General features: G+C 63.1%; 19 protein-coding genes. 7 read left to right on the forward strand and 12 right to left on the reverse strand.

Going from position 1 to position 21,829, the window contains the following annotated elements; genetic code table 11:
- The first annotated feature begins 227 nt into the window (after positions 1-227).
- From KI241_RS09605 to KI241_RS09635, 7 genes are all read left to right on the forward strand, one after another.
- The gene (locus KI241_RS09605) at positions 228-1,049 is read left to right on the forward strand and encodes an alpha/beta hydrolase (RefSeq protein WP_047737228.1); all 822 of its coding nucleotides are present in this window, start codon (positions 228-230) and stop codon (positions 1,047-1,049) included.
- 176 nt (positions 1,050-1,225) lie between these two features.
- Positions 1,226-2,173 carry a LysR family transcriptional regulator gene (locus tag KI241_RS09610; protein WP_047737226.1) on the forward strand — a complete coding sequence of 316 codons (948 nt, stop codon included), beginning with the start codon at positions 1,226-1,228 and terminating at the stop codon, positions 2,171-2,173.
- Positions 2,170-2,583: a DoxX family protein gene (locus KI241_RS09615; protein WP_042729763.1), complete on the forward strand. Its 414-nt coding sequence runs from the start codon at positions 2,170-2,172 to the stop codon at positions 2,581-2,583. The genes KI241_RS09610 and KI241_RS09615 overlap by 4 nt, the downstream gene beginning before the upstream one ends.
- On the forward strand, positions 2,576-3,193 hold the full coding sequence (locus tag KI241_RS09620; RefSeq protein ID WP_042729762.1) for an antibiotic biosynthesis monooxygenase: 618 nt from the start codon (positions 2,576-2,578) through the stop codon (positions 3,191-3,193). Before KI241_RS09615 ends, KI241_RS09620 begins: the two co-directional genes overlap by 8 nt.
- A 151-nt stretch (positions 3,194-3,344) precedes the next feature.
- Positions 3,345-5,183 (forward strand): amidohydrolase, encoded by a 1,839-nt coding sequence (locus KI241_RS09625; RefSeq protein WP_212803621.1) that lies wholly within the window; start codon positions 3,345-3,347, stop codon positions 5,181-5,183.
- Between the two features lie 141 nt (positions 5,184-5,324).
- Positions 5,325-5,954, forward strand: a complete 630-nt coding sequence (gene ycaC / locus KI241_RS09630; RefSeq protein ID WP_047737223.1) for an isochorismate family cysteine hydrolase YcaC — start codon at positions 5,325-5,327, stop codon at positions 5,952-5,954.
- Between the two features lie 257 nt (positions 5,955-6,211).
- Positions 6,212-7,093, forward strand: coding sequence for a LysR family transcriptional regulator (locus KI241_RS09635; protein ID WP_212803622.1), 882 nt, complete (start codon positions 6,212-6,214; stop codon positions 7,091-7,093).
- Between the two features lie 82 nt (positions 7,094-7,175).
- Here the strand turns inward: KI241_RS09635 and KI241_RS09640 are convergent, their stop codons facing one another.
- The 12 genes from KI241_RS09640 to nuoC form a co-directional block, all read right to left on the reverse strand.
- Positions 7,176-7,652, reverse strand: coding sequence for a hemerythrin domain-containing protein (locus KI241_RS09640; protein WP_042732423.1), 477 nt, complete (start codon positions 7,650-7,652; stop codon positions 7,176-7,178).
- Between the two features lie 340 nt (positions 7,653-7,992).
- Positions 7,993-9,456, reverse strand: coding sequence for an NADH-quinone oxidoreductase subunit NuoN (gene nuoN, locus KI241_RS09645; RefSeq protein ID WP_042732422.1), 1,464 nt, complete (start codon positions 9,454-9,456; stop codon positions 7,993-7,995).
- Positions 9,457-9,463: 7 nt separating this feature from the next.
- The gene (nuoM, locus tag KI241_RS09650; protein ID WP_042732421.1) at positions 9,464-10,996 is read right to left on the reverse strand and encodes an NADH-quinone oxidoreductase subunit M; all 1,533 of its coding nucleotides are present in this window, start codon (positions 10,994-10,996) and stop codon (positions 9,464-9,466) included.
- 39 nt (positions 10,997-11,035) lie between these two features.
- Positions 11,036-12,889, reverse strand: coding sequence for an NADH-quinone oxidoreductase subunit L (gene nuoL / locus KI241_RS09655; protein ID WP_047737220.1), 1,854 nt, complete (start codon positions 12,887-12,889; stop codon positions 11,036-11,038).
- Positions 12,886-13,194, reverse strand: coding sequence for an NADH-quinone oxidoreductase subunit NuoK (gene nuoK, locus KI241_RS09660; protein ID WP_003180046.1), 309 nt, complete (start codon positions 13,192-13,194; stop codon positions 12,886-12,888). Before nuoK ends, nuoL begins: the two co-directional genes overlap by 4 nt.
- Positions 13,195-13,198: 4 nt before the next feature.
- The gene (gene nuoJ, locus KI241_RS09665) at positions 13,199-13,699 is read right to left on the reverse strand and encodes an NADH-quinone oxidoreductase subunit J (RefSeq protein ID WP_042729789.1); all 501 of its coding nucleotides are present in this window, start codon (positions 13,697-13,699) and stop codon (positions 13,199-13,201) included.
- Positions 13,700-13,708: 9 nt separating this feature from the next.
- Positions 13,709-14,257, reverse strand: coding sequence for an NADH-quinone oxidoreductase subunit NuoI (nuoI, locus tag KI241_RS09670; protein ID WP_003180051.1), 549 nt, complete (start codon positions 14,255-14,257; stop codon positions 13,709-13,711).
- 11 nt (positions 14,258-14,268) lie between these two features.
- A complete protein-coding gene (gene nuoH, locus KI241_RS09675; protein WP_042729788.1) occupies positions 14,269-15,276 on the reverse strand; it encodes an NADH-quinone oxidoreductase subunit NuoH in 1,008 nt (335 codons plus the stop codon).
- A complete protein-coding gene (gene nuoG / locus KI241_RS09680; protein ID WP_212803623.1) occupies positions 15,273-17,987 on the reverse strand; it encodes an NADH-quinone oxidoreductase subunit NuoG in 2,715 nt (904 codons plus the stop codon). The genes nuoH and nuoG overlap by 4 nt, the downstream gene beginning before the upstream one ends.
- Before the next feature lie 142 nt (positions 17,988-18,129).
- Entirely contained in the window at positions 18,130-19,488 is a 1,359-nt protein-coding gene (nuoF, locus tag KI241_RS09685; RefSeq protein WP_042729786.1) for an NADH-quinone oxidoreductase subunit NuoF, read from the reverse strand.
- A complete protein-coding gene (nuoE, locus tag KI241_RS09690) occupies positions 19,485-19,982 on the reverse strand; it encodes an NADH-quinone oxidoreductase subunit NuoE (protein WP_042729785.1) in 498 nt (165 codons plus the stop codon). Before nuoE ends, nuoF begins: the two co-directional genes overlap by 4 nt.
- Before the next feature lie 2 nt (positions 19,983-19,984).
- Entirely contained in the window at positions 19,985-21,769 is a 1,785-nt protein-coding gene (gene nuoC, locus KI241_RS09695; RefSeq protein ID WP_042729784.1) for an NADH-quinone oxidoreductase subunit C/D, read from the reverse strand.
- Positions 21,770-21,829 lie beyond the last annotated feature (60 nt).

Consider the following 21,829-nt stretch of genomic DNA (forward strand, 5'->3'; position numbering starts at 1 on the left):
GCGGGTATACCCGAGCATGTTCCTCAGGTTTGTCGGCAAGTGCAACGGTTTAGAGCCTTGCAGGCGCAAAAGCTTGCTCGTGATGAAGCCGCTTCGGCCCGCAGGAAACGTCACACCCTCATCGCGGGAGGGTCTTGCTCCGACAAAAAATTAACAACGTTTAACTCACGCTCACACCCCTGCTGACCAGACCATGAAGCCATTCACTCACCTCAAGGAATCATGGCATGAGTACCTTCATCACCCGCGACGGCACCGAGCTCTACTACAAGGATTGGGGCAGTGGGCAACCGGTGGTGTTCAGCCACGGCTGGCCATTGAACTCGGACAGTTGGGAAGCGCAGATGATGTTCCTGGCTTCCAACGGCTATCGGGTGATCGCTCACGACCGCCGTGGGCACGGTCGCTCCAGCCAGCCTTGGGACGGCAACGACATGAACACCTACGCTGACGACCTGGCCGAGCTGATCGAGCGACTGGACCTGAAGGACGCGGTGTTGCTGGGCTTCTCCACCGGCGGTGGCGAAGTGACGCGCTACATCGGTCGCCACGGTGCCGCGCGCGTCGCCAAGCTCGGCCTGATCTCGGCGGTGACCCCGCTGATGCTCAAGACCGCGTCCAACCCGGGCGGCTTGCCCATCGAGGTGTTCGACGGCTTCCGCCAGGCCTCCCTGGCCGACCGTTCTCAGCTATACAAGGATGTGGCCAGCGCGTTTTTTGGCGCCAACCGTCCGGGCGCCAAAGTCTCCCAGGGCATGATCGACTGGTTCTGGATGCAAGGCATGCTCGCCGGGCACAAGAACACCTATGACTGCATCAAGGCGTTCTCGGAAACCGACCTTTCCGACGACCTGCGCGGCATCGACGTGCCGACCTTGGTGGTGCATGGCGACGACGACCAGGTGGTGCCGATCGAAGCCGCCGGCATCGCCGCCGCCAAGCTGCTCAAGAACGCTCAGTTGCTGGTCTACCCCGGCGCGCCCCATGGCCTGACCGATACCCACAAGGACCGTCTGAACGCTGATTTGCTGGCGTTTATCCGGGGCTGAAGGGGGCTGCCCTGATGCTTGGGGCAAGCCACAAAACCTAATGTGGGAGCGAGCTTGCTCGCGAAAGCGCAGGGTCAGTCGACGAGGATGTTGAAGGTCGGCACGCCTTCGCGAGCAAGCTCGCTCCCACAGGGACTTCACCCATCCCTGGCCATTCAACAGGATCAAATAACCCGATGAACCGCAACGATTTACGCCGTCTCGACATGAACCTGCTGGTGATCTTCGAGGCGCTGATGTTCGAAAAGAACCTGACCCGCGTCGCCGAGAAGCTGTTCATGGGCCAGCCGGCGGTGAGCGCGGCGTTGGGGCGGCTGCGGGATCTGTTCGACGACCCGTTGCTGATCCGCCACGGTCGTGGCATGGAGCCGACGCCTCGGGCCCTGGCCATTCTGCGGGAACTGCAACCGGCCATGGACACGATTTCCGGCGCGGTCAGCCGGGCCAAGGCGTTCGACCCGTCCACCAGTTGCGATGTGTTTCGCATCGGCCTGTCGGACGATGCCGAGTTCGGCCTGTTTCCACCCTTGCTCAGCCAACTGCGTGAAGAAGCGCCGGGCATCATCGTGGTGGTGCGTCGGGCCAACTATCTGCTGATGTCGTCGTTGCTGGGCAGTGGCGAAATCAGCGTGGGCGTCAGCTATACCACCGATTTGCCGGCCAATGCCAAGCGCAAGAAGCTGCGGGACATCCCCTGCAAGGTCTTGCGCGGCGACAATCGCCCAGGGCCACTGACCCTGGATGAGTACTGCGCAAGGCCCCACGCCATGGTGTCGTTTTCGGGCGACCTGAGCGGCAACATCGACCTGGACCTGGCCCGCATCGGCCGGACCCGCAAGGTGGTGCTCGGGGTGCCACAGTTCAGTGGCTTGCGCGCCTTGCTGGCAGGCACCGAGCTGATCGCCACCGTGCCCGACTATGCCGCCTGTGCCCTGGTCGAAGGCTGCGCGCTGCGGGCCGAGGACCCACCGTTCGAGATCAACGCGGCGGAACTGTCGATGGTCTGGAGCGGCGTGCATGACAACGACCCTGCCGAGCGCTGGCTGCGCTCGCGCATTGCCACCCACATGTCCCAACCGTTGCCGGCCGCGGCTTACGCAGATTCGGACGGAGCCCACCGATGAACATCACCGATGAACGCCCGATGCAGGATCTGGGCTTGCTGTTCCTGCGCCTCAGTGGCGCGCTGTTTTTGCTGTGGGTCCATGGGTTGCCGAAGCTGTTGCACTACAGCGCCGAACTGACCCGCATCGAAGACCCGTTTCACCTTGGCGCGGCGCCCACGCTGATCCTGGCGATCTTCGCCGAAGTGGTGTGCCCGCTGCTGATCATGGCCGGCGTGCTGGTGCGCCTGGCCTGCCTGCCAATCCTGTTTTTGCTGGCCGTGGCGCTGCTGGTGGTGCACCCGCAGTGGAGCCTGGAAGAAGGGCAGTTCGGTTGGTTGCTGCTGATTGTATTTACCAGCGTCTTCATCGCCGGCCCTGGCCGCCTGGCGATGAACACGCGCTTTGTTGGAGTGCTTCGTCATGTCTGAATTGCAAACCGTTGAGCCCAAGGCCAAGCCTGGCGTCGACGAAATCGTCACCCTGGTGGTCAAGCACCGGATCAAGGCCGGCCAGGACGCGGCCTACGAGGCCTGGCTGCGGCGCATCGTGCGCGTCGCCGGTGGCTGGCCAGGGCACTTGGGGGTGGACGTGGTGCGAGGCAAGCAGGACGGCCTGTCGCTGTTCACCTGCGTGCTGCGCTTCTGTTCCACCGAGGCCTTGCAGCGCTGGCTGGATTCGCCCGAGCGCAGCGAGTTGGTGCAAGAGGCGGCGCCGTTGCTGGCCGATGGCGACCAGACCGAAGTCGCGTCCCACAAGGAGTTCTGGTTCACCCCGCTGGCGGACGCCGCCACACCGCCACCGCGCTGGAAGCAGGCCGTAGTGACCTTGCTGGTGATCCTGCCGCACACCTTGCTGGTGCCGCTGATCTGGGGGCCCGTGCTGCAACTCCACGCGATTCTTTCCAACTACGTGGTCGCGACGTTCTTGATCACCCTGACCATCGTGCTTTCGGTCTGCTACGTGTGCATGCCGCTGGCGACCCGTCTGTTCGCACCGTGGATGGAGGCTTCGAAGGCGCATGAGCATTTGGAGCCTTAGCTTGTTGAGTGTTGCGCCGAGCACTGTTGTGGCGAGGGGATTTATCCCCGCTCGGTCGCGTAGCGGCCGCTCTTTCAGGACTGCTTCGCAGTCCAGCGGGGATAAATCCCCTCGCCACAATTTCTATTTTTGATCGTTGAAGGAAAACCCTATGAACGCCGATCTGATTCTGTTCAATGGCCAGTTCCACACCGTCGACCGGGAAAACCCCCGGGCCAGCGCCGTGGCGATCAGCCAGGGCAAATTCGTTGCCGTGGGCACCGACGCCGAAGCCATGGCCCTGCGCGGCAGCGGCACCCAGGTCATCGACCTCAAGGGCCGCACCGTCATCCCCGGGCTCAATGACTCGCACCTGCACCTGATCCGGGGTGGCTTGAACTACAACCTGGAACTGCGCTGGGAAGGCGTGCCGTCCCTGGCCGATGCTCTGCGCATGCTCAAGGACCAGGCCGACCGCACGCCGACGCCTCAATGGGTGCGTGTGGTGGGCGGCTGGAACGAATTCCAGTTCGCCGAAAAACGCATGCCGACCCTGGAAGAACTCAACCAGGCGGCCCCGGACACCCCGGTGTTCGTCCTGCACCTGTATGACCGCGCCTTGCTCAACCGCACCGCGCTGCGCGTGGCCGGCTACACCCGCGACACGCCGAACCCGCCCGGCGGCGAGATCGTGCGTGACAGCAACGGCGAGCCGACCGGCATGCTGGTGGCGCGACCTAACGCGATGATCCTCTACTCGACCCTGGCCAAGGGACCGAAGTTGCCGCTGGAGTACCAGGTCAACTCCACCCGCCAGTTCATGCGTGAACTCAATCGCCTCGGGCTGACCAGCGCCATCGATGCCGGCGGTGGTTTCCAGAACTACCCGGACGATTACGCCGTGATCGAGCAGTTGGCCCGGGAACAGCAGTTGACGGTGCGCATCGCCTACAACCTGTTCACCCAGAAACCCAAGGAAGAGCTCAGCGACTTCAAGAACTGGACCGGCAGCGTCAAGCTGCACCAGGGCGACGAATTCCTGCGGCATAACGGCGCCGGCGAAATGCTGGTGTTCTCGGCGGCCGACTTCGAGGACTTCCTCGAACCGCGTCCGGACCTGCCGGCGAGCATGGAGCAAGACCTGGAACCGGTGGTGCGGCACCTGGTGGAACAGCGCTGGCCGTTCCGTCTGCACGCCACCTATAACGAATCCATCAGCCGCATGCTCGATGTGTTCGAGAAGGTCAACCGCGACATCCCGTTCAACGGCCTGCCGTGGTTCTTCGACCACGCCGAGACCATTACCCCGCAGAACATCGAGCGGGTCCGCGCGCTGGGCGGCGGCATCGCCATCCAGGACCGCATGGCCTTCCAGGGTGAGTACTTCGTGGACCGCTACGGCGCCAAGGCCGCCGAAGCCACGCCGCCGATCAAGCGCATGCTGGCCGAAGGCGTGCCGGTCGGCGCCGGCACCGACGCCACCCGGGTGTCGAGCTACAACCCATGGACCTCGCTGTACTGGATGGTCAGCGGCCGCACCGTCGGCGGCCTGGCATTGCACGAAGAAGGTCTGCCGCGCCTGACCGCCCTGGAACTGTTCACCCACGGCAGCGCCTGGTTCTCCTCGGAGCAGGGCAAGAAAGGCCAGATCAAGGTCGGCCAGCTGGCGGACGTGGCAGCCCTGAGCGCGGACTTCTTCAGCGTCGAGGAAGAAGCCATCAAGTGGATCGAGTCCGTGCTGACGGTGGTGGGCGGCAAGGTGGTCTACGCCGCCGGCGATTTCGAGAAGCTCGGCCCGGCCAGCGTTCCGGTGCTGCCGGACTGGTCGCCAGTGGTCAAGGTCCCTGGTCACTGGCGCCCGAGCTCGCCGTTGCAGGCGCAAGTCCACCAGTGCAGCGGGCCGTGCACGGTGCACGCCCACAGCCATGAACGGGCACGCCTGTCGAACGTTCCGGTCAGCGATTTCCAAGGCTTCTGGGGCGCGTTCGGCTGTTCCTGCTTCGCGTTCTGACGAACACCAACATCCCCCTGTGGGAGCGGGCTTGCTCGCGAAAGCGGTGTGTCAGCTTGCGACGTCGTCGGATGTGCCGACGCATTCGCGAGCAAGCCCGCTCCCACAGGACTTGTAACATCCATCCAAAGGAGTCATCCCATGAGCAATGTTCCCAGCTACAACCGCCTGAACAAAGACGACGCTGTGGTCCTGCTGGTCGATCACCAGACTGGCCTGATCTCTCTGGTCCAGGACTTTTCGCCCAACGAGTTCAAGAACAACGTGCTGGCCCTGGCTGACCTGGCGAAGTTCTTCGAACTGCCGACCATCCTGACCACCAGTTTCGAAAAAGGTCCGAACGGCCCGATCGTGCCGGAACTCAAGGAAATGTTCCCGGACGCACCGTACATCCCGCGTCCAGGCCAGATCAACGCCTGGGACAACGAAGACTTCGTCAAGGCGATCAAGGCCACCGGCCGCAAGCAACTGATCATCGCTGGCGTGGTGACCGACGTCTGCGTAGCGTTCCCGACCCTGTCGGCACTGGCTGAAGGTTTTGACGTGTTCGTCGTCACCGACGCTTCGGGCACCTTTAACGAAACCGTGCAACAAGCCGCCTGGGTCCGCATGACCGCCGCTGGCGCGCAAATGATGAACTGGTTCTCGGTGGCCTGCGAGCTGCACCGTGACTGGCGCAACGACATCGAAGGCCTGGGCAACCTGTTGTCCCAGCGCATTCCGAACTACCGCAACCTGATGAACAGCTACTCGGCGCTGACCGCCAAGTAAGCTGAGCTCACAGGCTAAACGGATGCCCGCCATCGTGCGGGCATCTTTTTGCCTGGCGAAAACCTGTGGCGAGGGGATTTATCCCCGTTGGGCTGCGTAGCAGCCCCAAAGTTGATCACCTGGTGTGTCAGACTGTTTACCGGAGTCAGTAATCAGGTCTGCTGCGCAGCCCAACGGGGATAAATCCCCTCGCCACAGGGTTGAGTTCACCCTGAACACCTTTATAAAGTTCTTGATTATTCACCCACGGATCCCCAATGAACCCCTTCGAAGACATGCGCATTTTCGTCCAGGTCATGGAGTCGGGCAGCTTTACCGCGGCGGCGGACACGCTCGGGCTGTCCAAGCAGTTCGTCAGCCGCAAGCTGATGGAGCTGGAGCAGCGTCTGGGCGTGCGCCTGCTCAATCGTTCGACGCGGCGCCTGGACATTACCCCCTTGGGCCAGCGTTATTACGAATCAGCATTGCGCCTGCTCAGTGAAATCGAAGAGGTGGAGCAGGGCATCAGCGGCCAGACCGACGCGCCCCGCGGCACCATTCGCCTCAGCGCGCCGCTGTCGTTCGCTGTGGCGCACCTGGGGAGCCTGCTGCCGGTGTTCCTGCAACGCTACCCCGACGTCAGCGTCGAAGTGGATTTGAGCGACCGCTCGGTGGATCTGCTGGGGGAGGGCTACGATCTGGCGTTGCGCATTGGCGTGCTGGAGGACTCGACGCTGATTGCCCGGCGTATCGCCAGCATCGAGCGGCTGTATTGCGCCAGCCCGGCCTACCTGGCAGAACGCGGTACGCCCGAGCGACCTGAAGACCTGCGCAATCACGATTGCCTGCCTTATGGTCACAGCCGGCAAGTCCAATGGCGCTTCGAAGGACGTGGCAAACCTTTGTCCCTGGATGTCACCGGACGCATGCGGGCCAACAACGGTGACCTGCTTCGGGACGCGGCCATTGCCGGCATGGGCATCACCTACCTGCCCACCTTCATTCTCGGCGATGCACTGAAGGACGGTCGATTGACCCGGGTGCTGGAGGGTTACGAGACCGAGCCACTGACGCTGTCAGCGGTTTACCCGCAACATCGGCAGGGCTCGCGCCCGGTACAGGCGCTGGTGGAGTTTCTGCGCGAACAGATGCAGCCGTGACGCACGGGGCTGGATCGGTTAGTACAGGACCCCATAACGACGTTCAGCCGTCCGGAGACGGCTGAAGCATTCGAGGCAAGGATCAGGCGGCGAGGTTGGCGCTGCCCAGTTCCTTTTTGTACTGCGCTTTCATGGTTTCCATTTCCGCGCCCAAGGCATCCAGCTTGGCCTTGCCCAAGACTTTCTTGGCCTGGGGGAACATCTCCTTTTCTTCCTCTTCGATGTGGTGTTCGAGCAGTTCCTTGACCACCTTCACCCGACCGGCGAATTCAGGCTGGGATGGATCGGTGGCTTTCAGGTCCGGCAGCACCAGCGAGTCGACGGTGCGATGCTCTTCCTTGGCCTCGTAATACATTTCCGCTTCGTCCTTGCCACCCGCTTGCTTGAAAGCCGGATACAGGATCTCTTCTTCCAGGCGGGTGTGGATGGTCACTTCCATTTCCAGTTTCGCCAACAGATCGGTGCGTTTCTTGATGGCGCGATCAGTGGATTCGCTCAGTTGGGTCAGAATCGCTTTCACGCGTTCATGGTCGGCTTTCAAAAGGTCGATGGCGTTCATAAGTAGCTCCTGGCAATTCACGGTTGCGGGTAGGCTTCAAGCGCCGACGCCGCGTACGGGGTAAATTGCATCAGCCATGCCAGCCAGCGCTTATAAAAAAGTACAGGTAAAACAAAGAGTTGGATGAGTGGTAAGTTCCGGCTTCGTGCAAGCTGCAAGACCCGGGGTAAAAGCTCGTTGCACTTTGCGCTGACGCGCGGCTAAAAGCGCCTGTTGACACACCTGGCCCGTGGCGAGGAAGCTTGCTCCCTCGCCACGATTTGTCATTCTTCAGAACCCAGCCATAAAAAAACCCGTATCTCGCGATACGGGTTTTTTCACAGCGGTGCTGCCGAGGCGATCAGCCCACCAGGCCCGCTTGCTGGACCAGGGTCAGCAACGGTTGTGGGTACACGCCCAGGAAGAACGCCAGTACGGCGATAGCCAGCAGCATCACGCCGCCTGCCTTCTGCTCCCAGTGCAGCTCGGCGTCGTGGCGACGCAGGTTCGGTTCCATCAGGTACAGGGTGACCATGACGCGCAGGTAGTAGAACACGCCGATGGCACTGCCCAGCACCAGGGAGCCGACCAGCCACCATTGGTGCGCCTCGACACCGGTGGCGATGATGTAGAACTTGCCGATGAAGCCGGCGGTCAGCGGAATGCCGGCCAGGGACAGCATCATCACGGTCAGTACGGCGGTCAGGTACGGACGGCGCCAGAACAGGCCACGGTATTCGTACAGGGCGTCGGCGTCGCGGCCGTTGTATGGCGAGGACATCAGGGTGATCACGCCGAACGCGCCGAGGCTGGTGATGACGTAGGTGACCAGGTACACGCCAATGGCTTCCACCGCCAGGCCCTTGCTGGCGATCAACGCGATCAGCAGGTAGCCGAAGTGGGCGATGGACGAGTAACCCAGCAGGCGCTTGAGGTTGCTCTGGGTCAGTGCCAGCAGGTTACCGAACAGGATCGACACGATGGCAATGATCGTCAGCACGTCGTTCAGCACGCCGCTGCTGGCCACCGGGGAGATCTGGAACAGGCGAACCATCACCGCGAACACCGCCACTTTCGACGCGGTGGCCAGGAACGCCGCCACCGGTGCCGGGGCGCCTTCGTAGACGTCCGGGGTCCAGAGGTGGAAGGGCACCAGTGACAGCTTGAACGCCAGGCCGATCAACATCATGCCCAGGCCCAGTTGCGCGATCGGGCTTGGCAGGCCGGTGGCCGCCAGGGCCTGGCCGATACCGACGAAGCTCAGGGTGCCGGCTTCTGCGTAGAGCAGCGCCATGCCGAACAACAGGAACGCGGAACCGGCCGCCGACAGCACCATGTACTTGATGCCGGCTTCCAGGGAGCGCTTGTTGAAGAAGGCGTAGGCCACCAGGCCGTAGACCGGTACCGACAGCAGTTCCAGGCCGATGAACAGGCTGGCCAGGTGCTGCGCGCTGACCAGGACCAGGCCACCGGCGGCGGCCATCAGGATCAGCAGGTACAGTTCTTCGCGGTTGCCCGGGTAACCCGAACCGCCATCGCCGAGGTAGGCGTGGGCGAGGGTGACGCAGGCGAGGGTGGCGACCAGGATCAACGCCATGTACAGGCAGGCGAAGCTGTCGATCTGGATCAGCGGCGTGACCACCAGGGGCGCGACTTTCAGGGCCGGCAGGATCGACAGCAGGGCCAGGTTCAGCCCCGCCACCGACAGCAGGAAGGTCTGTGAGTGATTGCGCCGCCAGGCGATCGCCAGCATCACCACGATGATCGTGGCGCTGGTGATCAACAGCGGCGCAAGCGCGATAAAGTGTTGAATCGTGAATTCCATAGCGCTCTTACCGGGCCGAAGCGAGTTGAGAGAAGGCGGTGCCGAGCCACTGCTGCACGCCATGCATCGTGGCGGCAGAGGTGTCGAGGAACGGTTGCGGGGAAACGCCGAGGTATACCAGCAGCACCGCAAGGCCAAGCACCATGATCAGTTCGCGAGCGTCCATGCCGCGCAGCACTTCATCCGACTTGGCCGGACCGAAGTAGGCGCGGTGGATCATGATCAGCGAGTAGACCGAACCGAACACCAGGCCGGACGTGGCGATGGCCGTGATCCATGGGGCACTGACGAACGAGCCGATCAGGATCAGGAACTCGCCGACGAAGTTGCCGGTACCCGGCAGGCCCAGGGAGGCGGCCGCGAAGAACAGGCTGATGGCCGGCAGGTAGGCGATGCGCGACCAGACGCCGCCCATCTCGCGCATGTCGCGGGTGTGCAGGCGCTCGTACAACTGGCCGCTGAGGATAAACAGCGCCGCCGCCGACAGGCCGTGGGCGAGCATCTGGATCACCGCGCCTTGCAGGGCCAGCTGGCTGCCGGAGTAGATACCGATCAGCACGAAGCCCATGTGCGAGACGCTGGAGAAGGCGATCAGGCGCTTGATGTCGGTCTGGGCGAACGCCAGGAACGCACCGTAGAAAATCCCGATCAGGCCCAGGGTCATGGCGATGGGCGCGAACTCGGCCGAGGCGTTGGGGAACATCGGCAGGGCAAAGCGCAGCAGGCCGTAGGCCGCGGTCTTGAGCAAGATACCGGCCAGGTCCACGGAACCGGCGGTCGGCGCCTGGGCGTGGGCGTCGGGCAGCCAGGAGTGGAATGGCACCACCGGCAGCTTCACCGCGAACGCGATGAAGAAGCCCAGCATCAGCACGTACTCGGTGGTGCGCGACATCTGCACTTTCAACAGGTCGGCGTAGTTGAAGGTGATCACGCCGGTGTTGTTGAAGTTGACCAGCACCAGGCCAAGGATCGCCACCAACATGATCAGGCCGGACGCCTGGGTGAAGATGAAGAACTTGGTCGCCGCGTAGATCCGGGTCTTCTTGCCGTCCGAGGAACTGTGACCCCAGAGCGCGATTAGGAAGTACATCGGCACCAGCATCATTTCCCAGAAGAAGAAGAACATGAACAGGTCCAGCGCCAGGAACACGCCGACGACACCGCCCAGGATCCACATCAGGTTCAGGTGGAAGAAGCCGACGTGACGCTGGATCTCTTTCCAGGAGCAGAGCACCGAGAGGATACCCAGCAGGCCGGTCAGCAGGATCATCAGCAGCGACAGGCCGTCGAGGGCCAGGTGCACGCTGATGCCGAAGCGCGCGATCCACAGGTGCTTGAATTCAAGCGCCCAGGTCGGCTCGGCGCCAGGCGCCGGGGCAAATGTGAAGTCGCCGGTCGCCCACAGCCAGAGGCCGAGCGCGAGTTCCAGGGACATGGTCAGCAGCGCAATCCAGCGCGGGAGCGTGGAGCTGGAGCGCTCCGCGATCCAGCACAACAGGCCGCCGATGAAGGGGATCAGGATTAGCCAGGGCAGAATCATGACGGGCTCGTTTCCTTTCGCAAGTTCGCAAGGTTCATATCAGACCGCTACCAGCACGATGGCGCCGATAACCAGCACGGCGCCAGCCGCCATGGAAGCCGCATACCAACGCAGTTGACCGGTCTCGGTACGGCTCAGGGCGGTGTGGCCACCCTTGGCCATGCGCGGGATCAGGCCAATGGTCTGGTCGAGCGGGTCTTTGCGCAGAATGTGGCTGATCGCAAGGTATGGCTTGACGAACAGTTTGTCGTAGATCCAGTCGAAGCCCCAGGCGGCGAACCACCAGGCCGAAAGGACACGGCCCAGGCCGCTGTTGGCGATGGCGGTGACGAAACGACGCTTGCCCAGGAACAGCAGGGCGGCCAGCAGGATCCCGGCCAGGGCGATGGCGCCCGAGGCGATTTCCAGGCTGTGCTTGGCTTCGCCGCCGGCATGGCCGACGCTTTGCGGCAGTACGCCGTGCAGTGGCGGGGCGATCATGGCGCCGACGAAGGTCGACAGCACGATCAACACCGACAACGGCAGCCAGTGGGCAATGCCGTGGCCGGCGTGGGCTTCGGTCTTGGCTTCACCGTGGAACGCGATGAAGATCAGGCGGAAGGTGTACAGCGAGGTCATGAACGCACCCACCAGGCCGGCATAGAGCAGGCCCTGGTTACCGCTGGCGAACGCTTCCCAGAGGATCTCGTCCTTGGAATAGAAACCGGCGGTGACCAGTGGCAGGGCCGCCAGGGCCGCGCCGCCAACGATGAAGCTGGCGTAGGCCAACGGCAGTTTCTTCCACAGGCCACCCATCTTGAAGATGTTCTGCTCGTGGTGGCAGGCAACGATTACCGCACCGGAAGCAAGGAACAGCAGGGCCTTGAAGAAGGCGTGGGTCATCAGGTGGAAGATCGCGCCTTCCCAGGCACCGACGCCCAGGGCCAGGAACATGTAGCCGATCTGGCTCATGGTCGAGTAGGCGAGGATACGCTTGATGTCGGTCTGCACCAGCGCGGCGAAGCCGGCCAGTACCAGGGTTACGCCACCGACGATGCCCACCAGGTGCAGGATGTCCGGCGCCAGGGCGAACAGGCCATGAGTACGGGCAATCAGGTAGACGCCCGCGGTCACCATGGTTGCGGCGTGGATCAGTGCCGAGACCGGGGTAGGGCCGGCCATTGCATCCGCCAACCAGGTTTGCAGCGGCAGTTGCGCCGATTTACCGACAGCGCCGCCCAGCAGCATCAGGGTCGCCAGGACGATCCAGAAATCGCCGACCTTGAAGTGCTCGGGGGCCTTGACCAGCAGTTCCTGGATATTCAGCGTACCCAGCTGCTGGAACAGGATGAACAGGCCGATGGCCATGAACACGTCGCCGATGCGGGTGACGATGAACGCCTTGAGTGCCGCGTTACCGTTGTTGCGATTGGTGTAGTAGAAACCGATCAGCAGGTACGAGCACAGGCCCACGCCTTCCCAGCCGAAGTACAGGAACAACAGGTTATCGCCGAGCACCAGGAACAGCATGCTGGCGATGAACAGGTTGGTGTAGGCGAAGAAACGCGAGTAGCCGTCTTCACCGCGCATGTACCAGGACGCGAACAGGTGGATCAGGAAACCCACGCCAACCACGACGCCGAGCATGGTGATCGACAGGCCGTCGATGTACAGGGCGAAGTTCGGCGTGAAGCCTTCCACCGCCATCCAGCGCCACAGCACCAGGGTGTAGTGCCCGCCTTCAGGTGGTGCGACGTTGAATTGCCAGATCACGTAGGCAGCGACAATCGCCGACAGGCCGATGGAACCGACACCGATCAGTGCCGAGAGGTTTTCCGAGAGGCGTCCCCGGGAGAACGACAGCAGCAGGAAACCGATCAGGGGAAATACGAAAGTCAGAAAGATCATGTTCATCCGCGCATCTCACTGGCAGCGTCGATATCGAGCGTGTGGAAGCGGCGATACAGTTGCAACAGGATCGCCAGGCCGATACTGGCCTCGGCGGCTGCCAGGCTGATCACCAGGATGAACATGATCTGTCCATCCGGTTGCGCCCAGCGAGCGCCTGCCACGATGAAGGCCAGGGCAGAGGCGTTCATCATGACCTCCAGGCTCATCAGCACGAACAGGATGTTGCGACGGACCATCAGGCCGACCAGGCCGAGACAGAACAGGATGCCGGCGACTGCCAGGCCATGCTCGAGAGGGATAGCAGGCATGTGATTACTCCTTCGCCTCGTTACGGCCCAAATGGAACGCCGTGACGGCTGCGGCAAGCAGCAGCATCGAGGCGAGTTCGACCACCAGCAGGTATGGGCCGAACAGGCTGATGCCCACGGCCTTTGGACCTACGGTGGTGTGGCCGATGGCCTGGCCGCTCTGGTGGGCGAACAGCACGTACAGCAGTTCCCCCAGCAGCAGGACGGCGAGAATCACCGGCCCTGCCCAGATGCCGGGCTTGAGCCAGGAGCGCTCCTGCTGCACCGAGGCGGGGCCCAGGTTGAGCATCATCACCACGAACACGAACAGCACCATGATGGCGCCGGCGTAGGCGATCACTTCCAGCGCACCGGCAAACGGCGCGCCGAGGGCGAAGAAGGTCATGGCCACGGCGATCAGCGAAATGATCAGGTAGAGCAGGGCATGGATGGGGTTGGTGTTGGTGACCACACGAAGCGTGGACACCACCGCGATACCCGATGCGAAATAGAAAGCGAATTCCATCTTTCTTCCTTAAGGCAGCAAGCTCTTCACGTTGATCGGTTCGGCTTCGTTCTGCGCGGCGCCTTTGGGCTTACCGGCAATGGCCATACCTGCAACACGATAGAAGTTGTAATCAGGGTTTTTACCGGGACCGGAAATCAGCAAGTCTTCTTTCTCGTACACCAGGTCCTGACGTTTGAACTCGGCCATTTCGAAATCCGGCGTGAGCTGGATCGCGGTGGTCGGGCACGCTTCCTCGCAGAGGCCGCAGAAAATGCAGCGCGAGAAGTTGATGCGGAAGAAGTCCGGGTACCAGCGACCGTCTTCGGTTTCAGCTTTCTGCAACGAGATGCAACCGACCGGGCAGGCCACGGCGCACAGGTTGCACGCCACGCAACGCTCTTCGCCGTCGGGATCACGGGTCAGGACGATGCGGCCGCGATAACGCGGAGCCAGGTAGACCGGCTCTTCGGGGTATTGCAGGGTGTCGCGCTTGCGAAAGCCATGGCCGAAGATCATGACCAGGCTTCGCAGTTGGGTACCGGTACCCTTAACGATGTCGCCAATATATTTGAACATGGGTCAAATCCTCACTGAACCGCGGCCGCAGGCGCGTTCATTAAAACGATCGCAGCGGTCACCAGCATGTTGATCAGGGTCAGCGGCAGGCAGAATTTCCAGCTGAAGTCCATCACCTGGTCGTAGCGTGGGCGCGGGATCGAGGCGCGCAGCAGGACGAACAGCATGATGAAGAACGCGGTCTTCAAGGCGAACCAGACGAAGGACAATTGCGGCAGGATGCCGAACGGACCGTGCCAGCCACCGAAGAACAGCGTGACCAGCAGCGCCGAGATCAGGATGATGCCGATGTACTCGCCGACGAAGAACATGCCCCATTTCATGCCGGCATATTCAATGTGGTAACCGTCGGCCAGTTCCTGTTCCGCTTCCGGCTGGTCGAAGGGGTGACGGTGAGTCACGGCCACGCCGGCGATGAAGAAGGTACAGAAGCCGAAGAACTGCGGAATGATGAACCACAGGTTCTGCGCCTGGTACTCGACGATGTCACGCATGTTGAACGAGCCGGCCTGGATCACGATGCCCATGAGCGCCAGGCCCATGAACACTTCGTAGGACACGGTCTGGGCCGAGGCCCGCAGGCTGCCCAGCAGGGCGAACTTGTTGTTGCTCGACCAGCCGGCGAACAGCACCGCGTACACCGACAGGCCGGCCATGGCGAAGAAGAACAGCAGGCCGATGTTCAGGTCCGCCACGCCCCAGGTCGGGGTGATCGGGATGATCGCGAAGGCGATCAGCAAGGCGCTCATGGCCACGACCGGTGCCAGGGTGAAGATCACCTTGTCGGCAAACGGTGGGGTCCAGTCTTCCTTGAAGAACATTTTCACCATGTCGGCGGCGATCTGGAACATGCCGAACGGGCCGACGCGGTTCGGACCGTAGCGGTCCTGCCACCAGCCCAGCAGGCGACGTTCGACGAAGCTCAACAGTGCACCTGCGACCACCACGGCCAGCAGGATCACGATGGCCTTGAGGACCGTCAGGATCACGTCGATCACTTCAGGGGTGAACCAGCTCATTGCGCTGCCTCCTGCAGACCGTCGACGGTTTTGCCGAATATCGCCGGTGGGATGCCGGCCAGGCCGGCGGGCAGCGCCACCAGGCCGGCGCCCAGCGCTTCATTGATACGCAGCGGCAGACGCAGGGTCTGGCCCGCCACGTTCAGGCTCAGCAGGGCCCCGTCGTTGACGCCCAGGCGATCGGCTTCGGACTTGGCCAGCGCCACGTAGGCGGCCGGGATGCGCTCCTGCACCGGTGCGGCCTTGGAAGAGTTCTCTTCGCTGCCGAACAGGTGATGGAACGGCACGACCTGCCAGGTCCCTGGTGCCGGGTTGAAGGCGCGCGGCACGCTGGCGAACCAGCTGAGGCCATCGCCCTGGCTTTCGATCAGGCGCTTGCCCGGGTCACCGGCACGCAGGTGACCGCCGACCTCGTCCTGGAACTTGTTCCAGGCTTGCGGCGAGTTCCAGCCCGGCGACCAGGCGAACGGCACTTGCGAGCGCGGTTCGGCGGAGCCCGAGTAACCTTCCATGGAGAAGGCGAATGGGGTGTCCTGGTCTTGCGGGGTGCGCGGTTCGTGCACGCTGATGTTGGCGCGCATGGCCGTGCGGCCGGAGTAACGCAGCGGCTCGCGGGCCAGCTTCATGCCCTTGATGCGGAACGCGGCGGACGGCGCGGCGTCGACGATGGCAGCCAGTTGCGGGCTGCTCGACGCGCAGGCGGCGGTGACGTGGTCCAGTTGGGTCCAGTCGATCGGCTGGTTCAGCAGGGTGGCGCGCAGGGCATGCAGCCAGCGCCAGCCTTCGTGGACCAGGATGCTGGCGTCCAGGTATTGCGGGTCGAAGACCTGGAAGAAGCGCTGGGCGCGACCTTCCTGGCTGACCAGCGTGCCGTCGCCTTCGGCAAAGCTCGCCGCCGGCAACACCAGCTGGGCACGGTCGGTGGTGGCGGTCTTCTGGTGGTCGGCGACGATCACGGTTTTCGCGGCGTTCAGGGCGGCGTCCACACGGGCCTTGTCGGTCCGGGTGTAGAGGTCGTTTTCCAGCACCACGATGGCGTCGGCGCTGCCGTCGATCACCGCTTGCAGGGCTGCATCCACCGATTCGCCACCGAGCATGGCCAGGCCGAGGCTGTTGGCTTCCGGCACGACCAGGCTGATGGAGCCGTTCTTCTCGCGCAGCTTCAAGGCCTTGGCGATGTTGGCGGCGGCTTCGATCAACGCCTTGGAACCCAAGGACGTGCCGGCAATGATCAACGGACGCTTGGCGGCCAGCAGGGCGTCGGCGATGCGCTGCACCAGTTCGGCGGCTTCGCTGTCGAGGCCTTCGACGGCCGGTGCACTGGCGTCCAGGGCGTGGGCGACGGCAAAGCCGATGCGGGCCAGGTCGTCAGGCGCGGCATGCACGCATTCTTCGGCGACGTCGTCGAGCTTGGTTTCGGCGAGGCTGGCGATGAACAGCGGGTTCAGCGCGTGCTGGCCGATGTTTTTCACCGCGGCGTCGAGCCAAGGCTGCACGCGCATGGCGTCGGCCATGTCCTCGGCCTTGCCCTTGACCGACTGGCGCAGGGCCAGGGCCATGCGCGCGGCGGTCTGGGTCAGGTCTTCGCCAAGGACGAACACGGCGTCGTGGTCTTCGATGTCGCGCATCGTCGGCACGGGCAGCGGGCTGTCCTTGAGCACTTGCAGCACCAGGCGGATGCGCTCCAGCTCGGCGGCTTCGATGCCACTGTAGAAGTGTTCGGCGCCGACCAGTTCACGCAACGCGTAGTTGCTTTCCAGGCTGGCCCGTGGCGAACCGATGCCGACGATGTTGCGGCCGCGCAGCAGGTCGGCGGCCTTGTCCAGTGCTTCGTCCAGGCTCAGCTTGGTGCCGCCCGCCAACAGCGGTTGGCGCGGACGGTCGGTGCGGTTGACGTAGCCGTAGCCGAAACGGCCGCGGTCACAGAGGAAGTACTGGTTCACCGAACCGTTGTAGCGGTTCTCGATGCGACGCAGTTCGCCGTAGCGCTCGCCCGGGGAGATGTTGCAACCGCTGGAGCAGCCGTGGCAGATGCTCGGCGAGAACTGCATGTCCCACTTGCGGTTGTAGCGCTCGGAGTGGGTCTTGTCGGTGAACACGCCGGTCGGGCAGACCTCGGTGAGGTTGCCGGAGAACTCGCTTTCCAGGGTGCCGTCTTCAACGCGTCCGAAGTACACGTTGTCGTGGGCGCCGAACACGCCCAGGTCGGTACCGCCGGCGTAGTCCTTGTAGAAACGCACGCAGCGGTAGCAGGCGATGCAGCGGTTCATCTCGTGGGAAATGAATGGGCCCAGTTGCTGGTTCTGGTGGGTGCGTTTCTTGAAGCGATAACGGCGCTCGTTGTGGCCGGTCATCACGGTCATGTCTTGCAGGTGGCAGTGACCGCCTTCCTCACAGACCGGGCAGTCGTGCGGGTGGTTGGTCATCAGCCATTCGACGACGCTGGCGCGAAACGCCTTGGATTCTTCATCGTCGATGGAGATCCAGGTGTTGTCGGTGGCGGGGGTCATGCAGGACATGACGATCCGACCACGGGTGTCGTTCTCGTCGGTGTATTGCTTGACTGCGCACTGGCGACAGGCGCCGACGCTGCCAAGGGCGGGGTGCCAGCAGAAATAAGGAATGTCGAGGCCCAGCGACAGACATGCCTGTAACAGGTTGTCTGCCCCGTCGACTTCGAGCGCTTTGCCGTCTACGTGGATAGTGGCCATGGTTCAAAGTTCTTCGTTGGCCCGGTGTCAGCGGGCGTGGCTAATGGAATCTTGTCGTTCGTCCGAATCCAAACAGCCTCGGTGAAAAGGCGTCATCGGACGAAAGGCGAAGGGCACGGACCCTTCGCCTGGTAAAGCGTCGTTACGCGCCGACCATGGTCGGCGTGACCACCTGATTGAGGTCACCGGCGCGGGTTGGCGCGATGCCGGCCTCGAATTCAGGGCGGAAGTATTTGATTGCGCTGCCCAACGGCTCCACGGCACCCGGTGCGTGAGCACAGAAGGTCTTGCCTGGGCCGAGGAAACCCACCAGGCCCAGCAGGGTCTCGATGTCGCCAGGCTGGCCTTGGCCGTTCTCGATGGCCATCAGCAGCTTGACGCTCCACGGCAGGCCGTCACGGCAAGGGGTGCAGAAGCCGCAGGATTCACGGGCAAAGAACTGCTCCATGTTGCGCAGCAGCGACACCATGTTGACGCTGTTGTCCACCGCCATGGCCAGGCCGGTACCCATCCGAGTGCCCACCTTGGCGATGCCGCCGGCGTACATTTGTGCGTCCAGGTGTTCCGGCAACAGGAAGCCGGTACCGGCGCCGCCTGGCTGCCAGCACTTGAGCGTGTAGCCGTCGCGCATGCCGCCGGCGTAGTCCTCGAACAGCTCGCGCGCGGTGACGCCGAATGGCAGTTCCCACAGGCCCGGGTTCTTGACTCGGCCGGAGAAGCCCATGAGCTTGGTGCCCATGTCTTCGCTGCCGTCGCGGGCCAGGGATTTGTACCAGTCCACGCCGTCGGCAATGATTGCCGGCACGTTGCACAGCGTCTCGACGTTGTTCACGCAGGTCGGCTTGCCCCACACGCCCACGGCGGCAGGGAAGGGCGGCTTGGAGCGTGGGTTGGCGCGGCGGCCTTCCAGGGAGTTGATCAGCGCGGTTTCTTCACCGCAGATGTAGCGCCCGGCACCGGTGTGGACGAACAGCTCGAAATCGAAGCCGCTGCCCAGGATGTTCTTGCCCAGCAGGCCCGCGGCCTTGGCTTCTTCCACGGCACGGTTGAGGTGCCTGGCGGCGGTGGTGTATTCGCCACGCAGGAAGATGTAGCCGCGGTAGGTCTTCAGCGCGCGAGCACTGATCAGCATGCCTTCGATCAGCAGATGGGGCAGTTGCTCCATCAGCATGCGGTCTTTCCAGGTGTTGGGTTCCATCTCGTCCGCGTTGCACAGCAGGTAGCGGATATTGATGGATTCGTCCTTGGGCATCAGGCCCCACTTCACGCCCGTGGGGAAGCCCGCACCACCGCGGCCCTTGAGGCCGGAGTCCTTCACGGTCTGGACAATGTCGTCCGCGGCCATGTCGGCGAACGCCTTGCGCGCGGCGGCATAGCCGTTCTTGGCCTGGTACTCGTCCAGCCACACGGCTTCGCCGTCGTCGCGCAGGCGCCAGGTCAGGGGATGGGTTTCGGCCGAACGCTGGATGCGGTTGGCGGGCCCGAAGGAAGTCAGGGTCATACGTAGCCCTCCAGCAGTTTGGCGACGCCTTCAGGCTTGACGTCACCGAAGGTGTCGTCGTCGATCATCAGCGCCGGTGCCTTGTCGCAGTTGCCCAGGCAGCACACCGGCAACAGCGTGAAGCGGCCGTCGGCGGTGGTCTGGCCCAGGCCGATGCCCAGCTTGCCCTGGATCTCGCTGACCACGGACTCGTGGCCGCCGATGTAGCAGACCATGCTGTCGCAGACGCGAATGATGTGACGGCCCACTGGTTGGCGGAAGATCTGGCTGTAGAAGGTGGCGACGCCCTCGACATCGCTGGCCGGGATGCCGAGGATCTCGCCGATGGCGTAGAGCGCGCCGTCAGGCACCCAGCCACGTTCCTTCTGGACGATCTTCAAGGCTTCGATCGACGCCGCGCGCGGGTCTTCGTAGTGATGCAGCTCGTGCTCGATGGCCGAGCGCTCGGTTTCGCTGAGGGCGAAACGGTCTGTCTGGATAAGCGTGCTGTTCATGCTTAGCGGTCCACGTCGGCCATAACGAAGTCGATACTACCCAGGTACGCGATCAAGTCCGCGACCATGCTGCCTTTGATCACCGAAGGGATCTGCTGCAGGTGCGGGTAGCTTGGGGTGCGAATCCGGGTACGGTAGCTCATGGTGCCGCCGTCGCTCGTCAGGTAATAACTGTTGATGCCCTTGGTCGCTTCGATCATCTGGAAGGACTCGTTGGCCGGCATGACCGGGCCCCACGAAACCTGCAGGAAGTGCGTGATCAAGGTCTCGATGTGCTGCAGCGTGCGCTCCTTGGGCGGCGGCGTGGTCAGCGGGTGGTCCGCCTTGTACGGGCCTTCCGGCATGTTGCGTAGGCACTGGTCGATGATCTTGACGCTCTGGCGCATTTCCTCGACGCGAACCATGCAGCGGTCGTAGGCGTCACCGTTGGCGGCCAGCGGGACTTCGAATTCGAAGTTCTCGTAGCCGGAGTAAGGGCGTGCCTTGCGCAGGTCGAAGTCGCAACCGGTGGAACGCAGGCCGGCACCGGTGACGCCCCATTCCAGGGCTTCCTTGGTGTTGTACGCGGCAACCCCGATGGTCCGGCCCTTGAGGATGCTGTTCTGCAGGGCAGCCTTGGTGTATTCGTCCAGGCGCTTGGGCATCCATTCGACGAAGTCCTTGACCAGCTTCTCCCAGCCGCGCGGCAGGTCGTGGGCGACGCCACCGATGCGGTACCAGGCCGGGTGCAGGCGGAAACCGGTGATGGCTTCGATCACCGTGTAAGCCTTCTGGCGGTCGGTGAAGGTGAAGAACACCGGGGTCATGGCGCCGACGTCCTGGATGTAGGTGCCCAGGAACAGCAGGTGGCTGGTGATACGGAAGAACTCGGCCATCATGATGCGGATGACGTCGACCTTCTCCGGTACCTTGATCCCGGCCAGCTTCTCGACCGAGAGCACGTACGGCAGGTTGTTCATCACCCCGCCGAGATAATCGATGCGGTCGGTGTACGGGATGTAGCTGTGCCAGGACTGGCGCTCGGCCATTTTCTCGGCGCCACGGTGGTGGTAGCCGATGTCCGGGACGCAGTCGACGATTTCTTCGCCGTCCAGTTGCAGGATGATGCGGAACGCACCGTGGGCCGAAGGGTGGTTCGGACCCAGGTTGAGGAACATGTAGTCCTCGTTGGCGCCCGAACGCTTCATGCCCCAGTCTTCAGGCTTGAAGCGCGCGGCTTCTTCCTCGAGCTGTTGTTTGGCCAGCGACAGGCTGAAGGGGTCGAACTCGGTGGCCCGGGCCGGGAAGTCCTTGCGCAGCGGGTGACCTTCCCAGGTCGGCGGCATCATGATGCGCGACAGGTGCGGGTGGCCGGGGAAGTCGATCCCGTACATGTCCCACACTTCACGCTCGTACCAGTTGGCGTTCGGCCAGATACCGGTCACGGTCGGCACGCTGAGGTCGCTCTCGGACAAGGCGACCTTGATCATTACGTCACTATTACGCTCGATCGACAGCAGGTGGTAGAACACGGTGAAGTCGACGCCGTCGGGCAGGCCCTGGCGCTTGGTGCGCAGACGCTCGTCCACGCCGTGCAGGTCATAGAGCATGACGTACGGCTTGGGCAGGTTGCGCAGGAAGGTCAGGACTTCGATGAGTCGGGCGCGGGCAACCCACAGCACCGGCATGCCGGTGCGGGTCGACTGGACGGTGAACGCGTCGGCGCCAAAACGGTTGTTCAGTTCGACGACCACATCCTGGTCGTCTGCCTTGTAAGGCGGGATGTACAGAGCACTGCCTGTAGTCATGGTTATTTATCGCTTTCGGTCAACGTAAAGAATGAAGCCAGGTTCTCGTTTCTACTGTGA

The sequence above is a fragment of the Pseudomonas sp. Cab53 genome, from assembly GCF_018325965.1.
Lineage (GTDB): Bacteria > Pseudomonadota > Gammaproteobacteria > Pseudomonadales > Pseudomonadaceae > Aquipseudomonas > Aquipseudomonas chlororaphis_E.

Excerpts from the sequence above, each read along its gene's own strand:
- KI241_RS09605 (WP_047737228.1), top strand. The coding sequence starts at position 228 with ATGAGTACCTTCATCACCCGCGACGGCACCGAGCTCTACTACAAGGAT.
- nuoM (WP_042732421.1), bottom strand. The coding sequence starts at position 10,996 with ATGATTCTGCCCTGGCTAATCCTGATCCCCTTCATCGGCGGCCTGTTG.
- nuoJ (WP_042729789.1), bottom strand. The coding sequence starts at position 13,699 with ATGGAATTCGCTTTCTATTTCGCATCGGGTATCGCGGTGGTGTCCACG.
- KI241_RS09610 (WP_047737226.1), top strand. The coding sequence starts at position 1,226 with ATGAACCGCAACGATTTACGCCGTCTCGACATGAACCTGCTGGTGATC.
- nuoN (WP_042732422.1), bottom strand. The coding sequence starts at position 9,456 with ATGGAATTCACGATTCAACACTTTATCGCGCTTGCGCCGCTGTTGATC.
- KI241_RS09620 (WP_042729762.1), top strand. The coding sequence starts at position 2,576 with ATGTCTGAATTGCAAACCGTTGAGCCCAAGGCCAAGCCTGGCGTCGAC.
- KI241_RS09615 (WP_042729763.1), top strand. The coding sequence starts at position 2,170 with ATGAACATCACCGATGAACGCCCGATGCAGGATCTGGGCTTGCTGTTC.
- ycaC (WP_047737223.1), top strand. The coding sequence starts at position 5,325 with ATGAGCAATGTTCCCAGCTACAACCGCCTGAACAAAGACGACGCTGTG.
- nuoI (WP_003180051.1), bottom strand. The coding sequence starts at position 14,257 with ATGTTCAAATATATTGGCGACATCGTTAAGGGTACCGGTACCCAACTG.
- nuoF (WP_042729786.1), bottom strand. The coding sequence starts at position 19,488 with ATGACCCTGACTTCCTTCGGGCCCGCCAACCGCATCCAGCGTTCGGCC.
- nuoC (WP_042729784.1), bottom strand. The coding sequence starts at position 21,769 with ATGACTACAGGCAGTGCTCTGTACATCCCGCCTTACAAGGCAGACGAC.
- nuoK (WP_003180046.1), bottom strand. The coding sequence starts at position 13,194 with ATGCCTGCTATCCCTCTCGAGCATGGCCTGGCAGTCGCCGGCATCCTG.
- KI241_RS09635 (WP_212803622.1), top strand. The coding sequence starts at position 6,212 with ATGAACCCCTTCGAAGACATGCGCATTTTCGTCCAGGTCATGGAGTCG.
- KI241_RS09625 (WP_212803621.1), top strand. The coding sequence starts at position 3,345 with ATGAACGCCGATCTGATTCTGTTCAATGGCCAGTTCCACACCGTCGAC.
- nuoE (WP_042729785.1), bottom strand. The coding sequence starts at position 19,982 with ATGAACAGCACGCTTATCCAGACAGACCGTTTCGCCCTCAGCGAAACC.
- nuoL (WP_047737220.1), bottom strand. The coding sequence starts at position 12,889 with ATGAACATGATCTTTCTGACTTTCGTATTTCCCCTGATCGGTTTCCTG.
- nuoH (WP_042729788.1), bottom strand. The coding sequence starts at position 15,276 with ATGAGCTGGTTCACCCCTGAAGTGATCGACGTGATCCTGACGGTCCTC.
- KI241_RS09640 (WP_042732423.1), bottom strand. The coding sequence starts at position 7,652 with ATGAACGCCATCGACCTTTTGAAAGCCGACCATGAACGCGTGAAAGCG.
- nuoG (WP_212803623.1), bottom strand. The coding sequence starts at position 17,987 with ATGGCCACTATCCACGTAGACGGCAAAGCGCTCGAAGTCGACGGGGCA.